At 70.1% G+C, this 20,331-nt stretch carries 18 protein-coding genes; 6 read left to right on the top strand and 12 right to left on the bottom strand.

Annotated elements, in window-relative coordinates:
- On the top strand, positions 1-458 hold a 458-nt coding region (locus G6017_RS00705; RefSeq protein ID WP_182615423.1), incomplete at its 5' end, for a siderophore-interacting protein.
- Positions 459-471: 13 nt separating this feature from the next.
- Here G6017_RS00705 and G6017_RS00710 read toward each other — a convergent pair.
- The 8 genes from G6017_RS00710 to G6017_RS00745 form a co-directional block, all read right to left on the bottom strand.
- On the bottom strand, positions 472-1,191 hold the full coding sequence (locus G6017_RS00710; protein WP_194307673.1) for a catalase family protein: 720 nt from the start codon (positions 1,189-1,191) through the stop codon (positions 472-474).
- A 368-nt stretch (positions 1,192-1,559) separates the two neighbouring features.
- On the bottom strand, positions 1,560-2,759 hold the full coding sequence (locus tag G6017_RS00715) for a Wadjet anti-phage system protein JetD domain-containing protein (protein ID WP_107756262.1): 1,200 nt from the start codon (positions 2,757-2,759) through the stop codon (positions 1,560-1,562).
- A complete protein-coding gene (locus G6017_RS00720) occupies positions 2,759-6,064 on the bottom strand; it encodes an ATP-binding protein (RefSeq protein ID WP_182615425.1) in 3,306 nt (1,101 codons plus the stop codon). The genes G6017_RS00715 and G6017_RS00720 overlap by 1 nt, the downstream gene beginning before the upstream one ends.
- A gap of 16 nt (positions 6,065-6,080) precedes the next feature.
- The gene (locus G6017_RS00725) at positions 6,081-6,794 is read right to left on the bottom strand and encodes a DUF4194 domain-containing protein (protein ID WP_338404171.1); all 714 of its coding nucleotides are present in this window, start codon (positions 6,792-6,794) and stop codon (positions 6,081-6,083) included.
- Entirely contained in the window at positions 6,791-8,287 is a 1,497-nt protein-coding gene (locus tag G6017_RS00730) for a DUF3375 domain-containing protein (protein WP_182615427.1), read from the bottom strand. The genes G6017_RS00725 and G6017_RS00730 overlap by 4 nt, the downstream gene beginning before the upstream one ends.
- 143 nt (positions 8,288-8,430) lie before the next feature.
- A complete protein-coding gene (locus G6017_RS00735) occupies positions 8,431-9,030 on the bottom strand; it encodes an energy-coupling factor transporter transmembrane component T family protein (RefSeq protein ID WP_182615429.1) in 600 nt (199 codons plus the stop codon).
- A complete protein-coding gene (locus tag G6017_RS00740) occupies positions 9,031-9,807 on the bottom strand; it encodes an energy-coupling factor ABC transporter ATP-binding protein (RefSeq protein WP_347237796.1) in 777 nt (258 codons plus the stop codon).
- A complete protein-coding gene (locus G6017_RS00745; RefSeq protein WP_182615431.1) occupies positions 9,804-10,406 on the bottom strand; it encodes a biotin transporter BioY in 603 nt (200 codons plus the stop codon). The genes G6017_RS00740 and G6017_RS00745 overlap by 4 nt, the downstream gene beginning before the upstream one ends.
- A 168-nt stretch (positions 10,407-10,574) precedes the next feature.
- Between G6017_RS00745 and G6017_RS00750 the strand changes: the two genes are divergently transcribed.
- Entirely contained in the window at positions 10,575-11,822 is a 1,248-nt protein-coding gene (locus tag G6017_RS00750) for a hypothetical protein (protein ID WP_182615433.1), read from the top strand.
- Positions 11,823-11,867: 45 nt separating this feature from the next.
- On the opposite strand, the gene G6017_RS00755 is transcribed toward G6017_RS00750, so the two are convergent.
- The 3 genes from G6017_RS00755 to G6017_RS00765 all read right to left on the bottom strand — a co-directional run bounded on the left by G6017_RS00755 (position 11,868) and on the right by G6017_RS00765 (position 14,319).
- On the bottom strand, positions 11,868-12,413 hold the full coding sequence (locus G6017_RS00755; RefSeq protein ID WP_179525119.1) for a TetR/AcrR family transcriptional regulator: 546 nt from the start codon (positions 12,411-12,413) through the stop codon (positions 11,868-11,870).
- Positions 12,414-12,490: 77 nt separating this feature from the next.
- Complete coding sequence (locus G6017_RS00760) at positions 12,491-13,195, bottom strand: ABC transporter ATP-binding protein (protein WP_179525120.1); 705 nt, start codon at positions 13,193-13,195, stop codon at positions 12,491-12,493.
- The gene (locus tag G6017_RS00765) at positions 13,192-14,319 is read right to left on the bottom strand and encodes an FtsX-like permease family protein (protein WP_179525121.1); all 1,128 of its coding nucleotides are present in this window, start codon (positions 14,317-14,319) and stop codon (positions 13,192-13,194) included. The genes G6017_RS00760 and G6017_RS00765 overlap by 4 nt, the downstream gene beginning before the upstream one ends.
- A gap of 156 nt (positions 14,320-14,475) precedes the next feature.
- On the opposite strand from G6017_RS00765, the gene G6017_RS00770 reads away from it, so the two are divergent.
- Positions 14,476-16,101, top strand: a complete 1,626-nt coding sequence (locus G6017_RS00770) for an AAA family ATPase (protein WP_182615434.1) — start codon at positions 14,476-14,478, stop codon at positions 16,099-16,101.
- 96 nt (positions 16,102-16,197) lie between these two features.
- On the opposite strand, the gene G6017_RS00775 is transcribed toward G6017_RS00770, so the two are convergent.
- Entirely contained in the window at positions 16,198-16,656 is a 459-nt protein-coding gene (locus G6017_RS00775) for an Hsp20/alpha crystallin family protein (RefSeq protein WP_107756271.1), read from the bottom strand.
- A gap of 370 nt (positions 16,657-17,026) precedes the next feature.
- Here G6017_RS00775 and sfnG point away from each other — a divergent pair, with 370 nt between their 5' ends.
- The 3 genes from sfnG to G6017_RS00790 all read left to right on the top strand — a co-directional run.
- A complete protein-coding gene (gene sfnG, locus G6017_RS00780) occupies positions 17,027-18,202 on the top strand; it encodes a dimethylsulfone monooxygenase SfnG (RefSeq protein WP_179525123.1) in 1,176 nt (391 codons plus the stop codon).
- 51 nt (positions 18,203-18,253) lie between these two features.
- The gene (locus tag G6017_RS00785) at positions 18,254-19,468 is read left to right on the top strand and encodes an acyl-CoA dehydrogenase family protein (protein ID WP_182615436.1); all 1,215 of its coding nucleotides are present in this window, start codon (positions 18,254-18,256) and stop codon (positions 19,466-19,468) included.
- Positions 19,468-20,331 (top strand): acyl-CoA dehydrogenase family protein (locus G6017_RS00790; RefSeq protein ID WP_182615438.1); only part of this gene is annotated, 864 nt, incomplete at its 3' end. The genes G6017_RS00785 and G6017_RS00790, both read left to right, overlap by 1 nt.

Raw genomic sequence — 20,331 nt, forward strand, 5'->3', positions numbered from 1 at the left:
CCGCCGGCCGGGTGGTGTGCGCGGGTGACGAGACCGCGGCGCCGGCCCTGCTGTCCATCGCCGGGGAGCTGGCCGCGGAGCCACGGGGGACGAGAGAGGTCCGGATCGTCCTGGAGTTGCCGACACCGGCCGACGTGCTCGCGCTGTCGGCCGAGGCGCCGGAGACCGTCACCCTGTTCTCGCGGTCCGGTGAGCGGGGACACGCGCTCGTCCATCACCTCGCCGGACTGTTGGGCGTGGGTCAGGGATGCGTCGAGTCGGTCCTCGACGGGCGCCGTCCCGCCGAGCGGGAATGGCAGACGGCCACCACCGTCTCCGCCGGGGACCCGTATGTGTTCCTGGCCGGGGAGGCGGGGCTGGTCCGCGCGATGCGCCGCCTCGCCGTGGACGGCGCCGGGATCCCCAAGGGGGCCGTGTCGTTCATGGGCTACTGGCGCAGGGGTGCGGCCGAATCCTGAGCGCTCGGGCGGATCAGGTCGTCTCCGGGCCCTTGTCGGGCGCCGGGTACGACGGATCCCGCAACGCGCCGAGCAGTCGCGGATACCGCGATCCGGGCAGGCGGTTCCCCACCGGATCGAAGTGCAGGTTCTCGTCGTCGTCCTCCCAGGTGTCCACCGTCACACGCCCGAGGGTCTCCCATCTGCCCAGCGGAGTGGCGTGCTGGAGGGTCCACGTGCCGCCGTCGCCTGTCGGGATGGCGGCCAACAACAGCTGCCGCCCGGCGACCCTGACGGGGAACATCGAGGTCATGGTGCGGCCGGTCGTGCGCCATCCCGTGGTCAGTACGTAACGACTGATCGGACCCAGGCCCGTGCTCGCGAGCAGGATGTCGACGGGGCGGTCGGCGTGGATGCGGATGGCCATCCCGCCGATGTCGGGGACGACGTCCGGCAGACCCACGGCGCGCGAGAAACGGATCGTCGCCGGCCACCTGCCCGTGATGTCCAGGAGTGGTGAACCGGTTCGGCCGACCCCGGTCACGCTCAGGGTCGCCTGGGCGACGATGCCCTTGGGGTGCAGGGCCTTGGGTCGTGCCAGGCGCGTCACCGCCGCCGCGACCCCGAAGACCGAACCGAGAAGACCCGCGACGGGGGACGAGCGCACGGCCACCTCCGCGGAAGCCTCCGGGCGACGGTCGACTGGGGCGTGGGCGGAGGTGCCGCGGGCGGTTCTCCGATGGGTGCGGGGCATGATCCCAACGATACTCAGCGCCGCGTCTCACACAGCGGCGCTACGTGCAGTGCTCGACCGACCGCGCCTCGTCCGCACCGCCGCGCCGACCGCGCCCCGCCGACCCCGCCCCGCCGAGTGGTCGATTCCGATCGCGTTTGCGCAGGGCGAATTCTCCCGCTCGGCGTACTTGCGACCACTCGCCGAAAAGGGTGGACTCGGCCCCGGAGTTAGGCGCGCCGATTGATCCAGTCATCGACCCTGCGGGCGACGCGACCCGATCACCGCAACTCACCGCGTCGCGTGAAGCGTTCAGAAGATGGTGATCGAGTGGTGGGTCCGCGGACTGCCCTGACGACCCCAGGGGACCTGGCCGACGGTGTCCGGGCTCAGCTCCACACTGCGTGGAGGCGCGGGAGCGCCCAGTCCCAGGGGATGCGCTCCTGCTCGAGCCGGAGGTCCCCGCCGGTCGTCAGCGCCTCGAGCGCGTCGAGCTCATCCGGTGTGAGGCGCGATGGCGCGGCCCGGGTCGGCGAGGGGTCGGGCACCGCATACTCGCGCCATGCGTCCAGGGTCTCGGTGTCCATGAGAACGCTCACGGCGTGCGGGGCGTGATGGCGTAGACGGTCGAGGATCGCGAAGCCGTGCGAGTCGAGGTCGCCCCAGTACGCGATGTGAGCGCGGAGTGCCCAGGGCAGGGCGGCGACGGCGTCGACCGCGAACCCCCGGCCGAACAACGCGACGGTCTCGGGGAGGTCCGGCAGGGCGAGGAAGGTGGTGAGGTTCTCGACGACGACGAGGTGAGGCGGTCCCCCCGAGGTACGCCACAGAGTGGCGAGCTGATCGACCGGGCTCTCGACGTCACGCAACGGGAACGCGATGTCCGGATCAAGCACCCTCATGCGGATGCGGACGTCCGGGCCCAGCAATCCCAGCCCGGTGGCCGTCCCGCGGACCGCGTCGTCGACGCCGGCCCGAGCGGCGTCGAGCACAGCCTCGACCACCCGGGTCCGGGTCTCGATCCACTTGGTGTCGACCCCCGGGACCGCGATCTCGCGGGCACGACGCCCGGCGGTAGGGTTCGCGAGTGCCCAGCGGCACACTGCCAGGAGCTGGTCGAACGCGCCCTCCTCCCAGTCCTCCCAGGTGGCCGAGGTCTCTGCGGCGGCGCGGCGCAGCATGGAGTGATCGGGCCCGAGGTCGATGATCCGGAGCGTGCGGTTCAGCAGCCGAGCCCACCGCGACGCCCGGTCCGCGATGTGGGCGATGGTGTCGGCGCCGACCACTTCAACGCGTTGCGGGAGCGGTACGACCCCGAACCCGGGCAGGCGGCGGTCCGCCCAGGTCAGCCGGACATCGGGTCCTCCATGGGTGCTCTCGAACTCGCGCCATCGCCTGATCCACGCCGCTGTCCCACTGGGGTCTTCGGCTGCGTTCGCGGCGGTCGGCGGCGCCGTGCTGAACCGGACGACCTCGGCGTCCCCGCCGAAGGGGTCGGCGAGCCACCGACGGTGGACCCGGGCGAACCGGGTGGCACACGCGGCCGTCAGTTGGTCTGGGTCGCGCGGCTCCGAGCGGGTAGCCACCATCAGGCCTCGTCCCAGGTGACGCGCTCGATCCGGGAGTGGCTGCCGTCGTCGTTGCCCACCACCACGAGTCCGCCGATGTACGGCTCGAGGGTCTGCAGGAGCTTGAGCGGGGTGGCCAGGACCATGTGGAAACCGAAGTCGGTGAACACGTCCATCGCCCGACGCGTGTACTCGGGATCGGCGCGGTCGAACGCCTCGTCCAGAACGACCGTCCCGTAGCCGGGGACGTCGGCGTCGATGTCGGCCAGCTGGAAGCGCAGCGCCGCGGCGAGGCAGAAGAACACCAGCTTCTGCGCCTGTCCGCCGGACAGCCCGGACGAGGAATCGTGGTAGTTGGTCGGGGCGCCGTCGGCGTCGATCTCGATGCCGATGAACCCCACGTGCTTGCGGGTGTCCAGCACCGTCTGCCGCCAGCGACGGTCGCCGGCGTCCGCCGACCCGAGCTTGTCGAGCAGACGTGACATCACGGCGAAACCCGCCTCCGCGGCGTCCACGGTGCGGCTGTCGAGTGCGCCGGTCAGGGCCGTTTCCAGGTCACCGAGGAAGTCGGTGACGGTCTCCGAGCGCCGGTCCCGCACCTCGATCTGCAACCAGCGTCCCGACTGGAATTCCGATCGATGAAGGGACTCGTTGACGGGTCGGATCTTGGCTTCGATCTCCGACCGGGCCCGGCGGATGCGGCGGGCGAGCTCGCCCAGGTTGCGGGTCTGCATCTCGCCGATGAGGCCGAGGAAGCGTTCCTCGAAATCGGCTAACCTGTCCCGCCGCAGGCGGACGAGCACCTCCACCGCCTCACCGACGAACTCCGGGTCCGACTTGAGGTCGGCCTTCATCGTGGGCCAGATCTCGAGATATGAGGTGAGGATCGCCGTGATGCGCCGGTGGATGCGGTCGCGCTCGGTGGCGGTGGCCGACTGCTCCACCGCGATCGCGCGTTCGGCCCGCTGACACACGTCCTGCACGTTGTCGGCCGTCAGCCTGCGTGTGGCGGCGGACAGGCGCGCGCGGATCCGGTCGGCGGCGTCGGGATCGGCAGCACCGTGGGACTCTTCGGAGGCACTACGCTCGGCCAATTGCGCGAGGCGTGCCTGCAGCCCGGCGACGTGGTTCGCCGCGACTGCTCGGTCACCGGTGGCCGCATCGTATGTCGATTGCGCCCGCGACTGGAACTCCTCGGCATCACGTAGTTCCCGCTCCATCTCGGCAACCTCCGGGTGCGCCTCGCGCCACCGGTCGAGCCGCTCTCGGGCGTCGTCGGCCCGTCGTTGGGCGGTGGTCGAGTCGATCTCCTCCCACCGCAGTCCGCGGAGCGCAGCTCCCGCCTGCTGCCGGGAGCGTCGATCGGCGTCGAGGTTCTCCAGCGCCGCCCACCGGCACTCCGCGGAGTCGATCCGGGACTGGATCTGATCGCGCCGAGCGGTGAGCGCCTCCACCTTGGCGTCGTTGAGACCACCCAGCTGGAAGACCGCCGGATCGTCGATGCTGCGTCGGTCGTCCTTCTCGAACCTCCGACCACGCTTGATGAGGCCGTGCAGGGTGACCGCCCGCTCCAGGGCGCCCAATTCGTCGGAGGACTCGACGCAGGTCAGGTCGAACTCGCTCGCGAGTCGACGACGCATCCACTGCTGGAACGGACCGGGGGCGGGCTCCATCTTTCGGACCAGGCTGTCCGGGCCGGTCCTCTTGGCAGGCGAGTCATCGGTGGTGTCGACGACCTCGTAGACCAGCCGAATGCCCAGATGCGTGTCGTTGACCGCGCGCGTGACCGCGGCGCGGAGATGGTCGGGGACGAGCATCGTCCGCGCGAAGCCGGAGAGCACCCGTTCGGCTGCCGGCCGCCACCTCGCATGCTCGGAGGACACATCGAGCAACTCGCCCGCGAACGGGAGTTCGCGGGGATTGGCCCCAGCCGCACGACAGACCAGGTCCCGCGCTGCCAAGAGGCGCGAATCAATGTTCGAGCGGTGACGGAGCAGCGCCTGGAGGTCGGCCGTCACACGGGCGAGGGTGCTCGACTCCTCGTTGAGGTCCCCGGCGACCTCGCGGAGCTTCTTCCGATCACGCGCTCGCTCGGCTTCCTGGTCCGCGTCGTCCCGGTCGAGCCTGGCGAGGAGGACGGCGAAGTCCTCGGCGGTGGCCGGAAGTGTGCCGCCGAGTCGCTCGAGCTCCGTGGCCGCCCGTTCGCGACGGGAGGTCACCGACGTTGCGTGGTCGAGCGCGCGGCCCAGCTCCCGCGCGAGCTCGTCGCGCCCGGCGCCCGCACTGCCCCGCAACCGGGAGCGGAGGTCGTCGCTGGTCGTTCTGGCTGAGTCGAGCTGATCACGGGCAGTGGCGACGGCGGCCTCGGCGGCGACGAGGGCTCCGCGCGCGGTCGACAGCTCCTCCTCGACCAGCGCGGTGGTGACGGCCACCTGCACGGCCGGGAAGGCCGAGCTCTCGGCGTCGAGTTCCTCGGCCCTCCCCAGCACCTGGATCCGGGAGGCACTCAGGTCCGCGAGCGGTTCGAGGTGAGAGATCTGTCTACGGACGTCGACCACCGACCGGTGCGCTTCCCGCAGTTCGGCGAACTGCTCGACAGCCCGGTCGGCCACGGCGAACGTGTCCGGCTCGTCGAGCATGAAGTCCCGGAAGAGCTGATCGAGGCTGGACAGGGATTTGGCGGACAGAGTCCGGTGGAGGAGCAACTGCGCGGCCTCCGACGCGATGCCCAGCCGGCGCCGGAACGCCGCGGCGAAGGCCGAATAGCTGTCGTGGAACCTGATGTCCGGGAACTCGCGCTTGAGCGCTCGCTTGTCGATCCCGTTGCGCAGGTGACCGAACATCTCCGTCAGATCAAGGGGGGAGTCGGAGGGGTGCTCGGCGACGCCGTGGAGGCGCTTGATCCCGGTCGCGGAGTTGTCGCCCGAACGGGCGTAGAGCAGGAGCAGCAGCGTCACACTGCTCCCCGTCCCGTTCGAGTAGGTGAGCGCGATGGCCGAGAACGTGGCCTTGGGGCGAAGGTAGACGGAGGCGAGGTCGCCCGTCTCGCCGTCGGCCCCTCGGCGCCACGCGCCGCGGAGATACGAGACGAGCGTGCGCCCGGAGCCCCGGCCGGCCTCTTCCTGGGCCGCCGCATTGAACCGGAGGTGAGCGGGCGGGACGAGTACGGCGGAGACCGCGTCTATCAGGGTCGACTTGCCGGAGCCGGAACCGCCGGTGACCAGGAAGCCCTTCCTGGGGACCGCGACGTCGTGATACCCGTCGAGCGTGCCCCAGTTGCACACCTGGATTCGCGAGAGCCGCCTCTGCCCGGGGTGCTTTGGCATACCGGGCAACTTCAGGTCATCCGGCATCGTCGTCCGCCTCGTCGTCGTCGAACAGGGAGGCACCCTCGTCTGAGGCATCGCCGTGCGCGGCGATCAACCCCCGGTACTCGTCGCGGATACCCGCCACCACGTCGGCATCGAAGAGGTGCCGGAGGACCGGAGACACCTCGGCACGTCCCTCGGTCTCGGTCTCGGTGAGCAGCGAGTACGTCTTGAGCCGGTTCCACGAGGCGTCGAACTTGCGGGTGTAGCGGGCCCGGTCGGAGTCGATCACCCGGCGATAGACGTCGATCTGTTCGGCGACGTCGGTGCGGTCGACGATCACCCGCTCGCCGGGCTGGGCCACTGACAACTCCGACCGCAGGTGCAGGAGTAGGACGGTGTCCATATGGGAGAGGGTCTCGGTTCGGAGGACAGCGGGTACTTCGACGTGGCCGGAGGTGTCGACCTGGCGCGTGAACGCGATCCCGGCGTCGTGGTCCAGGACAAGATCGAGGAACACGTCCGCGAGCCTGGAGCGGAGAGCGGGCTCGTCGGACACGACCGCTGCCCAGATCTCCGGCTGGCGATGCGCCTGCACCAGTGGACCCGTGAGCAGGCGGGCGAGCGCGCGTCGGGACGCGAAGGACAGCGTCCCGGTGTCACCGGGCCACAACGCGTCGCGGTCGTCGGCCGGGGCATCAGTCGAGGCGGCGGTGGGCGGGGCACCGTCTCCCGGGGGAGCCGTCACGTGTTCTCCTCGTTCGATCGGTCGGCGGTGAACACCAGCGTAGGGATCCGGGCGGTGTGCTCGGAACCGGCCGCGCCTGTCCACGTGACGGTCTCCGTCGCGTCCGGGGCGTCCGGTGGGGCCTGCACGTGGCCCCTGATGGCCAGGTTGAGCAGGCCCACCACACTGGCCACGCCCTGGGTGGCGGGGTGTTCGCGCAGGACGGTGCCGATGGACGACGGTCCGAGTCGGCTCACCACGTCGTCGACATGGGCGCGTAGTTCGACCTCGTCGATCTCCGAGGCGCGCACGAGCGCGGTGAGTGCGGAGAGGTCGGCGGTGCCCGTGTCGTGGTGGGAGACCTCCGCCGCCACGCGTTCCTCCCCGGGGTTCCTCAGGCGCAGGGCGCTCACCGATCGGACGGACATGCCGATCCGGCGGAGCGGGACGGACATCGACGTGGTCGGTCGGGCAGCGTTCGTCCTGCTGGCCTCGGCCGCGGCGGACCGGGCCGACCGGATCAGGGCGATCATCTGACGGTGTTCGACGTAGGCATCGGTCGCGACGAAGTGCCGCAGGCTCCGCGAGAGGGACGTGAGGACACCGTTGACCTCGGCGCCCGCCGATTCCATCTCCTCGAACAGTGCGCGCAGTTCGCGGCGCGCGGCCGGCGGGAGGTCCGCCACCTGCGGTCGGCTCAGGATGTCGTTGATCCACGCGTCGACCGAGGCGGAGCGCTCGGGGTCGAGGAGTACCGAGTAGAACGACGAGAAACTCCGACCCGCCTCCGAGTCACCGATGAGATCGACACCCCCGAAGACCGCGTCGAGCACGTCGCCGCGGGCACCGTCCTGGTCCAGGAGACGACGACGAAGATCCTGGTTGAGCGAGTCGAACTCAGCGCGGACCCGTGCGAAGTCGGCGGGGATGTCGTCCGCGCCGTGCAGGATCTCGGCCACCTTCTCCCGGACCTGCTCGGGATCCGCGAGTTCGACCTCGCCCGCCTCGACGCGCGCGATCGCGGCATCGATCCGCTCCCGCTCCCGGGTGAGGGACGCGAGTCGGCCCTGGATCGATGGATCGGTGTCCCGGGCGAGGTCCTCGAGCTGGCGGGTCAGAGTCTCGACCCGTGAGACGGTGAGTCCGCGACGCGGGGTCTGCAGACCGTCGAGGAAGTCCACGGCCACCAGGGCTGACTGTGTGGGCTCTACCGTCTCGCCGGTCGCGGCGGTTCCTGGACGCCTGAGCATCCAGCCGGCGTCCACCCACGCCCGCACGTAGGACTGTGCGGTCCCGGGAAGATCCGCACCGGAGTCGCGCACCGCCAGCAACGTCCTGTCGAGGAACTCGTAGAGCTCCGCTGACGGTACCCGGCGGGAGGAGCCCTCGAACATCTCCCTCAGAACCGCCACAATCAGCGGCCAAAGCGGGCTGCGCAGCAGCGCGAGGGTCGGAGACTCCGCGTTCAGCCGGGTGAGGGCAAAGAAGCGGGCCAGCGCGGACATGGCGTTCATGGTGGCATGTGGGTACGACGCCAGCGGCAGCGAGTGGTCGATTTCGATCGCGTTTGCCCAGGGCGAATTCTCCCGCTCGGCGTATTTGCGACCACTCGCCGAGGAGGGTGGGCTCGGCCCCGGAGTTCGCCCCGCCGGGGCGCTCAGTCGTCGACGCCGCGGGCCGCCAACGCGTCGCCGAGCTGGTCGGCCGTGGTGAGCGCCCCGAGGACGGTGGGTACGACCAGCGCCCTGATCGACATGCCCAGACCGCGCGCCTTGCGGGCCTCGGTCACCTGCCGGAGCTGCCGGGCGAGCAGGGGGATCGCCCGGATCGTCAGGACCAGTACGAGCGCCACCCGATCCGGCGAGACCCCGACGCGGCGCAGTGGCTGGGCGGCCCGGGTGACCGCGTCGAGCATGTCCGAGACCCTGGTGGTCAGCGCGACGAGGCCCGCCACCGCCACCGCCACCAGAAGCGCACCGCTCACGCGCAGAGCGGTGTCGAGGTCGGCGACGATCCACTGCAACACCAGGATCGCGAGCAACATCGGCAGCACCGGACGCACCTGGTCCCAGGCGGCGCGCGGCCGGATGCGCCCGATCGCATAGAGCGCCGCGGCGAACCCCAGCGCGGGCAGCACGTGCCAGGCGTCCCGCACCGACAGCGACACCGCGAGGATCAGCGCGCAGACCAGGAGGATCTTCAGGCCCGCCGGCAGGCGGTGGAGCAGCGAGTGCCCGGGTTGGTAGGTGGCGAACACCTAGACCCCCGGCCCCGAAGCGGTATCCGATCCCGATCCCGATCCCGATCCGGTACCCGAGCCCGGACGCAGCGCGATCCGGCGGTACCCCGACAGCGCGGCCGCGGGGGCGTCGTCGATCACCACCCGGCCGCCGTCCACCACCAGCACGCGGTCGAAGTCGGCCACCAGGTCCAGGTCGTGGGTCACCACCACGAGCTGCTGGGGGAGTCCGGCGAAAGTCTCGGCCACCAGCGCGCGGTTGCGGAGGTCGAGCAGGGTGGTGGGTTCGTCGGCCACGATCACCGAGGGCTCGATCACCAGCACCGCCGCCAGGGCGAGTAGTTGCTTCTGCCCGCCGGACAGGAGGTGGCAGGGGTGATCGGCGTGATCGGAGAGGTTGTAGGTGGCGAGCACCTGGTCGACCCGTCGTCGTCGATCCTCGCGGTTCAGGCCCGATCGGCGCAGGGAGAACTCGACGTCCTCCGCCACGGTGGGCATGACGATCTGGGTGTCGGGGTCGGTGAAGCAGAAGCCGACCCGGCGGCGCACCTGCGCGCCCTTGCGGCGCGTGTCGAGGCCGTCGACGGTCACCGTGCCCGAGGTGGGGACGACCAGCCCGTTGATCATCCGCGCGAGCGTCGACTTGCCCCCGCCGTTGACGCCGACGATCCCGATTCGCCGCTCGGACAGCACGAGATCGATGTCGGCGAGGACGGTCCGGTCACCGTAGGCGTGGTTGACGCCGTCGAAGCGGATCTCGGTGCCTCGGTCGTCGGCCACGCGGGGGTCGGTCACGCGGGGGTCGGACGACGCCCACGCAGCGGGGCGATCAGACCGGGCCGCGACTTGTGGACCTGCACGGCGACGACCGCCGTGATGACCGCCTTGACGAGGTCGCCGGGGAGGAAGACGCCGTTCGCCGCGATCGCGGCCGTCAACGTCAGCTCGGTGCGGATCAGCATGCCCACCACGCCGAAGGCGTAGATGACCACGATGCCGCCGAGGATGTTGATGAGCAGCCCGGGGATCAGCCGGTACCGCGGCATCAGCATCGCGGTGAGCAGGCCGATCACGACGACGGCCGGGAGCCAGCCGATGAGGAAACCCGCGGTGGGACTGGCCAGCGCGGTGAGTGTGGTGCGACCGCCGGCGAGGACGGGCAGCGCGAGACCGATCACGATCACCGCGAGGACCGACAGCAGTCCCTTGCGCCAGCCCAGAAGGGCGCCGGCGAGCATGACGCCGAGCGTCTGCAGCGTGATCGGCACCCCGGCGGAGCCGATGCTGATCTGACCGGGGAGACCGAGGACGACGATGAGGGCGGCGAACACCGCGATCTGGGCGAGATCTCGGGTTGCGCTCCGGGCCGGGGCCTGATCGATGGAGGTGCTCACGTGGACTTCCTTGTCACCTGGAAAGCTGATCGACGATGGACGGGGTTCATTGTTGCCCCTGTCACCCCGAACCGCCTCATCGGGGTGGGCGGCTCCGCGTGTCCGGTCGCGGGCCCGGCCGGACTGGCTTAGAGTGACCTGAATCACATCCAGCGGTTCGGGGGACCAGTGACGACTCGATCCCAACGCGTCTTCGGCGAGGTCATCGCCGCATTCCTCGTGGCCGTCCTGGCGTTCGTCCACCTGCCGGCCCACGTCAGCGCGCAACCCTATGCCGTCTACCTGGACGTCGCGGCCGACAACCCGCACGGTGAGTCGGCGGGAGGCTTCTCCACCTCCATGACCACCGATCGCGACGAGTTGGGGGCGGCGCTGGACGTGGTGCGGGCCGCGGGCGTGGCGCCGGAGCGATACGGGACCCTGGCCCGCCAGTACTGGCTGGTCGTCGGTGCCCAGAACGCGGGGATCGACCTCGACGAGTGGGAGCCGGCCCGGGGGCTGGAGGCGAACCTGGAGACGGTCGACAAGGTGTACGTGAACTACCTGCGGCTGTACAACTCCCACGACGGGTTCTGGTGGACCGGGATGGCCGGGATGGCCGGGATGTCGTTCGCCGCCGGGTTCTGGGACCTCGACGAGGTGGGGGGCGTGCTCAGCGTGCCCGGGGTGCACGAGGTGGGGACCGGGGTCGGTGACGCCCTCGGTGGAGTGCCGTGGGAGCTGGCGGCCGGGATGCCGCGCGACGTGGGATTACTGGCCACCGCCGGTCCGACGCTCACGCGACCGGACGTGGACTGGTACCTGCACCGGCTGCTGATCATGCAGCGCAACATCTTCATGGACATGGTCCCGATGCACGAGGCCTACCTGGCAGGGGGGTTGCCGGCGGTCAGGGAACTCGCGGCGGGCGGGGCGTATGACGAGTACGCGCTCGAGGCCTGGCGGGGACTCGACGAGGGCTCACCGGACGGCAGGTCGGAGGCGCTGCTGCGGATGGCGTCGCGGGAGCAGAACCAGATCATCGCCGACCAGTGGGACGCGACGGCGGCCGGCCGAGGGGACGTCGGTCGGGTGCTCACCTACATCACCACGGTGGGCGGCTCCCCCGATATCCCCGGGGCCTCCACCCTGGGTGGGTTCCGCCCGCTGTCGGTGCGCGCGGACGTCAACGGCCGACCGACGGTGCTGCACACCCCGCTGCCCGCGTTCAACTGGGCCGACAGGGAACCGCGCTGGGAGTACATCGAGCAGGATCTCGTGCCGGCGTTCCGGTCGCTCGTGCGCGACCGGCCGGCGGAGGCACCGGGCTACCTGGACGTGGGCTTCCGGCCGCGGGCCGAGCAGAACCGGATCCTCGCGCGGCTGCCGGTGTTCGCCGGGCAGATGACGACGGGGTGGGCGATCGGGCCGGGGTGACGCGCGACCGTGGGACACGACCCCGTCGCCGTGCCACCTCGCCTTTCACCCGGGCGGATCGATCAGGGCGTCCACCGCGGTGAGTACCTCGTCCAGTGGCCGCCCGCCCTCGATGAGTTCGGAGGCCTTGAACGTCACGGCCATGACCAGCTCGGTGGTCAACTGTGGATCGGAGCGGGAGGACTCGGCGAGCGATTCGCGCAGTGGGGTGGTCATCTCGGTGTGCATCCGGGTCAGCCGCTCGCGTGCCGGGCCGTCGGGGAGCTGCGCGGCCAGCGCGGTGAGGATCGCGTGGTCACCGGCGGCGACCAGATCCAGCGTGGTGTGCACGTAGGCCACGACCCCCCGGCGACCGCCGCCTGCGTCACGAACTGCTCCCGTGACGGTGTCGATCCACCGTGGCATGAGGTCCTCCGCCACGGCGACGACCAACTCCGCGCGCGAGGAGAAGTAGGTGTAGAAGTTCGACCGTGTCATGCCCGCCCGGGCGGTCAGCTCGTTGATGTCGGGAGGGGTACCGGGGGCCTCGGAGAGCATCGACCGGGCCGCGTCGAGCAGGACCCGACGCTTGGCGTCCCGGTGTTCGCCCACGGTGGGGGCGTCGATACGTGGAATGTCGGTCTCCCGTCACCTTCTCGGCGGAGGCCCGATCATACGTGTCCATCAGGTCACACGTGCGCGTGCAGCCGCCCGTCGACCATCTCCAGGACCCGGTCGCAGTGTTCGAGGATCTCGTGGTCGTGCGTGACCAGAACCGTCGCGACGCCGTTCTGATGGGTCTCCTCCGCGAGCAGGCGCACCACGTCGTGGCTGGTCCTGCGATCCAGCGCGGCGGTGGGTTCGTCCACCAGCAGCAGATCCGGCGAGGACATCAGGGCGCGGGCGATGCCCACCCGCTGACGCTCGCCGCCGGACATGGTGGCCGGGCGGCGGCGCGCGCGGTGGGTCAGACCGACGGCCTCGAGCAGGTGGTCGGGATCGCGACGCCGGGACCGGTCTCCGCCGAGTGTTCCCACGAGCCGGAGTTGGTCGCGCGCGGTGAGAGCGGGCACAAGGTTGCCGGACTGGAACACGAACCCGACGTGGTCGCGCCGGAACCGGGTGAGGTCCCGGCGACCGAGACCGGTGATGTCGCGGCCGCCCACCTCGACGGTGCCTGAGGTCGGGGACAGCAGTCCGCCGGCCACGGCCAGGAGGCTCGACTTGCCCGCTCCGGAGGGGCCGACCACGGCCAGGACCTCGCCACGGGCCACCTCGACGTCGACACCGGCCAGCGCGTAGACGGTCTGGTCGCCGTCCCGGAAAGTCAATTCGACACCGCTCAGGCGAAGGCCCGGGGTGGAGGCGTCGCCGGTGTGTGTGGTGGTGGTCATCGGTTCTCTCCCAGTGCGCTGTGCGGGTCGACGGCGGTGATGCGGATGGTGGCGAGGGTGGCGCCGACCAGTCCCAGAGTCAGGAGGAGGGCGGCTCCGAGTGCGATGGGTCCGGTCTCGAGGGCGAACGGCATGCCGGTGCCCACCAGGAACGACCCCACTCCCACGCCGATGGCCACACCGACCGCGATGGACCCCGCCAGCAGGATGAAGGCCTGCCCGATCGCGTCGCCCAGGAGTCGCACGGTCGAGGCGCCCATGGCGCGCAGGACAGCGATCTCGCGGGATCGCTGGACGGTGAGGATGGCGAAGAACGCACCGACGACCAGCGCTGAGATGGCGTACAGGAACCAGGTGATCATCGACATCGTCATCATCTCGGCCTGGTATCCGGGCGAGGAGTCGAACGACTCCTCCAGGGTGCGCGCCGAGGTGTCGGCCGCGGCATCGCCGGTGGCCAGGTCGGGCAACTCGCCGTCGACCCCGGCGAGGGCCACGACGCTGTACTCCTCACGGGCGCCGGCGCGCGACTCCTCGCCGAAGCGGGTGCCAGCGTGCACGTCCTGCCACGTGGCCAGGGTGGTGAAGGCCATGTCGACGTGGCCGAAGGTGTGCTGGGCGGCCGCGATGCCGACGACCTCGAGGGGGATCCCCAGTCGGTCGACCGTCACCGTGTCGCCCGGGCCGACGGAATCGGCGGCGGTGGCGCTGATGAGGATCTCCCCGTCGGACGCGGGCGCCCGGCCCTCGGCCACCTCGGGAACGAGCGGGCCCTCGGGGTCCGCGCCGATGAGGGTGAGGTCCACCGGGGTCCCGGAGGAGGTCCTGGCGTTGATGATCGACAGACCCATCGGTGTGGCCACCGACACGTCGGGTCGTGCGGCCCAGGCCTCGACCTGGTCGGGCCCAACCACGGATCGGGTGAACGCCGAGTCGGTGCGGGTCTCGGGAGCGAACGCGACGGCCTGGACGGGCATGCGCTGCAGGCCGGAGACGCCGTCGTTGACCAGTCCCGAGGACAGCCCGGCGAGGAGAACCATGAGGACGCTGATCAGGGCCACGACGGAGCCCATCAGGGTGAATCGGGATCGCGCGAAGGTCAGTTCGCGTAGGGCGAGAAACATGGAGGCCTTCCGGCATCGACATCGGGAACGGAGAAGATGCTAACACCATGTCAGTATCATGCTGACACGGTGTCGCGAAGGTCTCACCGCGGTGCGGTGTCGGCAGGACCCGGCGATTCGACCCGATCCGCAGGCGCGGGCGGGTACTCCTGGAACATGCCCCGCGTCATTCCCGACACTCCCGTCTACGGCCACCCCTCCGAGGAGAAGGTCGTCGAGCTCCTGTGCGATCAACTCTCCGACGACAGCCTGATCGTGGTGGGGCAGCGCGTCTCCACCGCGGAGAAGGAGCACGAGGTGGACGTCCTCGTGGCCATGCCCGGGGCGGGGATCGTGGCGATGGAGATCAAGGCGGGATCGATCACGATCGAGGACGGCCGGTGGCGACAGGGGACCGGCGGCAAGCAGCACACGATCGATCCCGTCACCCAGTGTCGAGATGCCCTCTACGCCCTGCGTGGTCATGTCGACGCGGACCCACGATGGCCGCGGCAGCACCAGCGTTGGACCCACATGCTGGTCTTCCCCCACGCTTCGATCCCGGGGGATTTCGCACGTCCCGACATACAGCGCGAACGAATCGTCGATCGTGATCAACTCGACCAGCTCGCCACCCTCGCCTACCGTCTCGCGCGGAACTCCGGGCCGAGGGATCGACCCTTCCTCGCCGCGGACACCGTCACCCGCCTCGCGGACGTCCTCGGCGGCCGGGGACTGCCGCAGCGGGATGTGGTGGCCCGCGCCGCGGAGAACGCCGACATCGCCGACGCGCTCACCCGCGAGCAATCGGTGCTCCTCCGGGCGGTCGACGCACTGCCGCGCGTGGAGATCCGTGGTGGCGCGGGCAGCGGCAAGACCTACCTCGCACTCGAGCAGGCGCGGCGTCTGTCGAGGGCCGGGCAGCGCGTCGCGTTGATCTGCTACTCGCACGGCCTCGCGGGATACCTCAGACGCGTCACGAGCGGATGGACGAGACGCGAACGGCCTGCGTACGTGGGGGAGTTCCACGCGCTGGGCGTCGAGTGGGGAGCTCCTGCCGGGCCCGACGAGCGGGTGCGGTCCGAGGAGACGGTCCGGTGGTGGGAGGAGGAGCTCCCGCGCCTCATGGCGGAGCTCGCCGACGAACTGCCCGACGGCAAGAGGTTCGACGCCGTGATCGTGGACGAGGCCCAGGACTTCGCCGACAGCTGGTGGCGTCCGGTGATCGGTGCACTGCGCGATCGTGAGCTCGGCCGTCTCATGATCGTCGGCGACGCCGGGCAGAGCGTGTTCCAGCGGACCGGTCGGCCGCCCGTCGACCTGGTGCCGCTGGTGCTCGATCACAATCTGCGTAACACGCGTCAGATCGCCAGTGCCTTCCTGCCCCTGGTGGGACAACGGATGGAGCTGCGCGGCGGCTCGGGGCCCGCGGTCCGTTACGTCGAGGTGCCGGAGGGCGCCGACCCCGTGTCGGCCGGCGACGACGAGGCCATGCGACTGCTCGACGAGGGCTGGGAACCGCGGGACGTCGCGTTGTTGACCACCGGATCGCGGCACCCGATGCAGGTCGAGTTGCAGGAAGGCGGGAATGACACCTACTGGGAGACGTTCTGGAGTGGCGAGGACATCTTCTACGGCCACGTGCTCGGGTTCAAGGGCCTGGAGCGCCGCGCCGTGGTGCTGGTGTGCAACCACCACGACGGCATGGACCGGGTCCGCGAGAGGGTGTACGTGGGGCTGTCCCGGGCGACGGATGTACTGGTGGTGGTGGGTGATCCCGGTGCGCCGTGCGGCGGCAGGTGAGCGCGTGGACGCGGCCGGGGTGCGCGAGCCGGATGAGAACCACCGCCCGGCCTGGTGGGGGGCCGGGCGGTGGTCAGGTGGACACGAGAACCGCGGTCAGCTCCCGAGGTCGGCGGAACCCTCGACGATCTCTGCCTGCTCGGCCTTCCGGGCGCCGTGGGAGACGGAGATCTTGCGCGGCTGGGCCTCCTCGGCCACGGGGATCACCAGGCGCAGCACGCCGTCGCTGTAGTCGGCCTCGATCTTGTCGGTCGCCAGGCCCTTGCCCAGGGCGAGCTGCCGGGCGAAGGTGCCCGACTGACGCTCATGCATGAGCCACTGGGCATCACCCTCCGCGGGCGCGCGGCGTTCGGCACGGACGGTGAGCGTGCGGTCCTCCACGTCGATGTCGATGCTGGAGGGATCGACGCCCGGCAGGTCGATGAGGCCCACGAAGCGATCGCCCTCCTTGTACAGGTCCATCGGCAGCGAGGTGGAGGCGGTCGCGCTGCGCAGCCCCTCGCCCAGGAGGCGATCGAGCTCACGGAACGGATCGAAACGGGTGGTGGTGGCCATGATGGTCTCCTTCAGGACTGGTCGGGATGCGCCCGGCGTCTCCGGGATCGCACACGGTTCAACTCACCGCCGTAGTTGAGTATTCCCGACTCAGGTCTCGGAGTTGTCTCAGTCGGATACAGGCGGGACCCGATGATTCAGACGTGGCGCGCGCGTCGTGACGCCGGGTTCTCCGACACTGTCGGGGGGCGGCTCCTGATCCCGGCGATCCACTGCCAATAGCACCACCGAGATCCGAATCGTCGACGTCGGCGGCCTCAGTGCGCAGACTTACCGCACGGCCGCAGCACCGGTGAGGCGAGGACCTCGATCGCCCGGTGAGCCGGTTCGCTTTCGTCCCCGACCAACTCGTGAGGAGTCCTGATCAGCCATGCCCGAAATCAGTCCTGAGCAACAGTTCGAGACCGCCGCCGCACCACTGCAGTTCGCCTACTGGGTGCCCAACGTGAGCGGAGGGCTGGTCGTGTCGACGATCGAGCAGCGTACCGACTGGAGTTACGACTACAACCGGCGTCTGGCGGTCGCCGCGGAGAACAACGGGTTCGACTACGCGCTCACCCAGGTCCGGTACATCGCGTCCTACGGAGCCGCGTACCAGCAGGAGTCGACGAGTTTCTCGTTGGCGCTGCTTCTCGCGACCGAGCGGTTGAAGGTCATCGCCGCTGTCCACCCGGGATTGTGGCAACCGGGTGTCCTGGCGAAATGGCTCGCCACCGCGGACCATCTCTCGAACGGCCGCGCCGCGGTCAACGTGGTGTCCGGCTGGTTCAAGGACGAGTTCACCAAGCTGGGTGAGCCGTGGCTGGAACACGACGAGCGATACCGCCGAGCCGAGGAGTTCATCAGATACCTCCGCACCATCTGGACCGACGACCACGCGGAGTTCACCGGCGACTTCTACCGCCTGCACGACTTCGACCTCAGACCGAAGCCGCTCGACGTTCCGGGCCGGCCCCATCCCGAGATCTTCCAGGGTGGGAACTCCACGGCCGCTCGGGCCATGGCCGGCCGGGTCTCCGACTGGTACTTCAGCAACGGCAAGGACTTCGACGGACTCACCGAGCAGGTGGTCGAGGTGACCACCGAGGCCGCCCTGCACGGTCGCACCGTCAAGTTCGGGCTCAACGGCTTTCTCATCGGTCGCGACTCCGAGGTCGAGGCCCGCGATGTCCTCCGCGAGATCGTCGCCAAGGCCGACCGCGAGGCGGTCGAGGGGTTCGGATCCGCCGTCAGACAGGCCGGGAGTGCGACCGGCGACGGCAAGGGGATGTGGCAGGACTCTGAGTTCTCGGACCTCGTGCAGTACAACGACGGCTTCCGGACCGGACTCATCGGCACCCCCGAGCAGATCGCCGAGCGGATCGTCGCCTACAAGACGCGGGGTGTGAACCTCTTCCTCCTCGGTTTCCTGCACTGCATCGACGACGTCGAGTACTTCGGTGCCACCATCCTTCCGCTCGTCCGCGAACTCGAGGCAGACCTGCTCGCCAGCGGGCGGCTCGAGTCCGAACTCGCCCGTAACGGCGTCCTCGTCCCCGCCACCTGACACGACTCAGCCCGAGCCCACCCATTCCCCGATCACAGAAGGACGACACCGATGACATCCACCATCAACTCAGGGCAGCGCACCTCCGGCGACCAGGCCGCTTTCGACGACGCTCTCCGGCGGGCCGATCTGGTCGCCGCGGAACTGGGCGTGACCGCAGCTGAACGTGACCGCGCGAACGCCGCGCCCACCGCCGAGATCGACCTGCTCCGCCGGCACGACCTGCTGCAGGTGGGCGAGCCCGTCGAGTTCGGCGGCTCGGGACTGGATTTCGCTCAGTCTCAGCAGATCACCCGCCGTATCGCACGCGGCGACACCTCCATCGCCCACCTCATCGGGTACCACTACGCCCAACAGCGGATCCCGCACCTGTTCGGTACGCCCGAGCAGGCCGAGGCACTCTCACGACGCAACGCGGAGGAGAAGCTGTTCTGGGGCGGCGTCCAGAACCCGCGGGGAGCCGACGGCCTGGAGCTCACCCGTGACGGCGACGCCTTCCGGCTGAACGGGCGCCGGACATTCGCATCGGGCGCGAGCGTGGCCGACCATCTCTCGGTCACCGCGTCGTTCCAGGGCGACCTGGTGTTCCTCACCCTGCCCACCGATCGCCCCGGGTTCGAGCCCGACGGCGACTGGGACGCCATCGGCCAACGGCTGACCGACTCCGGAGGAGTCGAATTCCGTGATGCCCGGGTGGAACGCCACGAGATCCTGGGCGATCCGGACTCCCCGCCCGGGTTCTCGCCGTATCAGACGCTGGTGACACCGCACTGGCAGCTGGCGTTCGTCAACTTCTACATCGGCACCGCCGAGGGTGCGTTCACCGAGGCGCTCGACTGGACGAGACTCAACGCGAGCCCGTGGGAGACCTCCGGACTCGACTCGGCGACCGAGGACCCGTACATCCTTGAACTGATCGGTGAGCAACGGGCACGGATCACCGGCGCGGCTCTGTTGGCCGACCGGGCCGGTGCCGCCTTGCAGCAGGCCCTGGACTTCGGCCCGGGCCTCAGTGCGGAGCAACGCGCCGAGACCGCGATCGCGATCGCGGAAGCCAAGTTCGTCACCACCAAGGTCTCGCTCGAGGTGGCCTCGCGCCTGTTCGAGATCCAGGGAGCACGGGCCACGTCCAGCACCTACGGCTTCGACCGGCACTGGCGGAACCCGCGCACCCACACGGTGCACGACCCGGTGGCCTACAAGGCGCGAGAGATCGGGGACTGGACCCTGAACCACACCGCTCCGGCCTTCACCCTCTACAGCTGATGGCGCTCGGCGTCAGCGAAAGAGAAGCCATCACGAGCGAGTCCGCCGTCGCCACGGCGCGCGCGCTCGCCCCCGCCGTCGCCGCGGGTGCGAGCGTGCGTGATGCCGAGAAGGCGCTGCCCGTCGAGCAGGTGGAGGCGCTGTCAGCCGCAGGCCTGTTCGCACTGACGGTACCCACGGAGTACGGGGGTCCGGGTCTACCCGTCTCCACCGTCGCGGCGGTCACCGCCACGATCGCCGCCGCCGACGGGAGCCTCGCACAGATCCCGCAGAGCCATTTCACGTTCCTCGACGCCGCTTGGCGCGGGGGTTCGGACGTCCTGCGGCGATCATTGTCCGAGCGTGTGCTTCATGGTGCCCTGGTCGCCAACGCCCAGACCGAACTCGGGGGAAGGACGACGCGGGACGATTCCACCGCACTTCGCCGCAGCACGGGACGGCTGGTGCTCTCGGGCACCAAGTTCTACTGCACCGGTGCGATCTTCGCGGACATCCTGGCGGTGCGGGCGCTCGGGCCGGACGGCGGCAGCGTCATCGCCTATGTTCCGGCGGGCGCGGAAGGGGTGACCATCGGCACCGACTGGGACGCCTTCGGTCAACGCACCACCAGTAGCGGAACGGTCGACCTGGACGACGTGGTGGTGGATCCGGATCTGGTGCTGGACTACACGGGGCTCCTGGCCCGGCCGAGCACGTACGGGACCCGCGCGCAACTGCTGCACGCGGCGATCGACACCGGGCTCGCGCGGGGTGCGGTCGACACGATCGCCGGCCTCGCCGAGAAGGCCAGGCCGTGGTTCGAGGCCGCCGTCGACCGGGCGGCCGACGATCCGCTCCTCATCGCCCAGGCCGGTGACCTCGAG

The organism is Dietzia sp. B44 (assembly GCF_014145245.1).
GTDB classification, from domain to species: domain Bacteria; phylum Actinomycetota; class Actinomycetes; order Mycobacteriales; family Mycobacteriaceae; genus Dietzia; species Dietzia natronolimnaea.

Coding starts and splice junctions, on each gene's coding strand:
- G6017_RS00730 (WP_182615427.1), bottom strand. CDS start 8,287: ATGAACGCCATGTCCGCGCTGGCCCGCTTCTTTGCCCTCACCCGGCTG.
- G6017_RS00785 (WP_182615436.1), top strand. CDS start 18,254: ATGACATCCACCATCAACTCAGGGCAGCGCACCTCCGGCGACCAGGCC.
- sfnG (WP_179525123.1), top strand. CDS start 17,027: ATGCCCGAAATCAGTCCTGAGCAACAGTTCGAGACCGCCGCCGCACCA.
- G6017_RS00710 (WP_194307673.1), bottom strand. CDS start 1,191: ATGCCCCGCACCCATCGGAGAACCGCCCGCGGCACCTCCGCCCACGCC.
- G6017_RS00720 (WP_182615425.1), bottom strand. CDS start 6,064: ATGCCAAAGCACCCCGGGCAGAGGCGGCTCTCGCGAATCCAGGTGTGC.
- G6017_RS00715 (WP_107756262.1), bottom strand. CDS start 2,759: ATGGTGGCTACCCGCTCGGAGCCGCGCGACCCAGACCAACTGACGGCC.
- G6017_RS00765 (WP_179525121.1), bottom strand. CDS start 14,319: ATGTTTCTCGCCCTACGCGAACTGACCTTCGCGCGATCCCGATTCACC.
- G6017_RS00770 (WP_182615434.1), top strand. CDS start 14,476: ATGCCCCGCGTCATTCCCGACACTCCCGTCTACGGCCACCCCTCCGAG.
- G6017_RS00775 (WP_107756271.1), bottom strand. CDS start 16,656: ATGGCCACCACCACCCGTTTCGATCCGTTCCGTGAGCTCGATCGCCTC.
- G6017_RS00760 (WP_179525120.1), bottom strand. CDS start 13,195: ATGACCACCACCACACACACCGGCGACGCCTCCACCCCGGGCCTTCGC.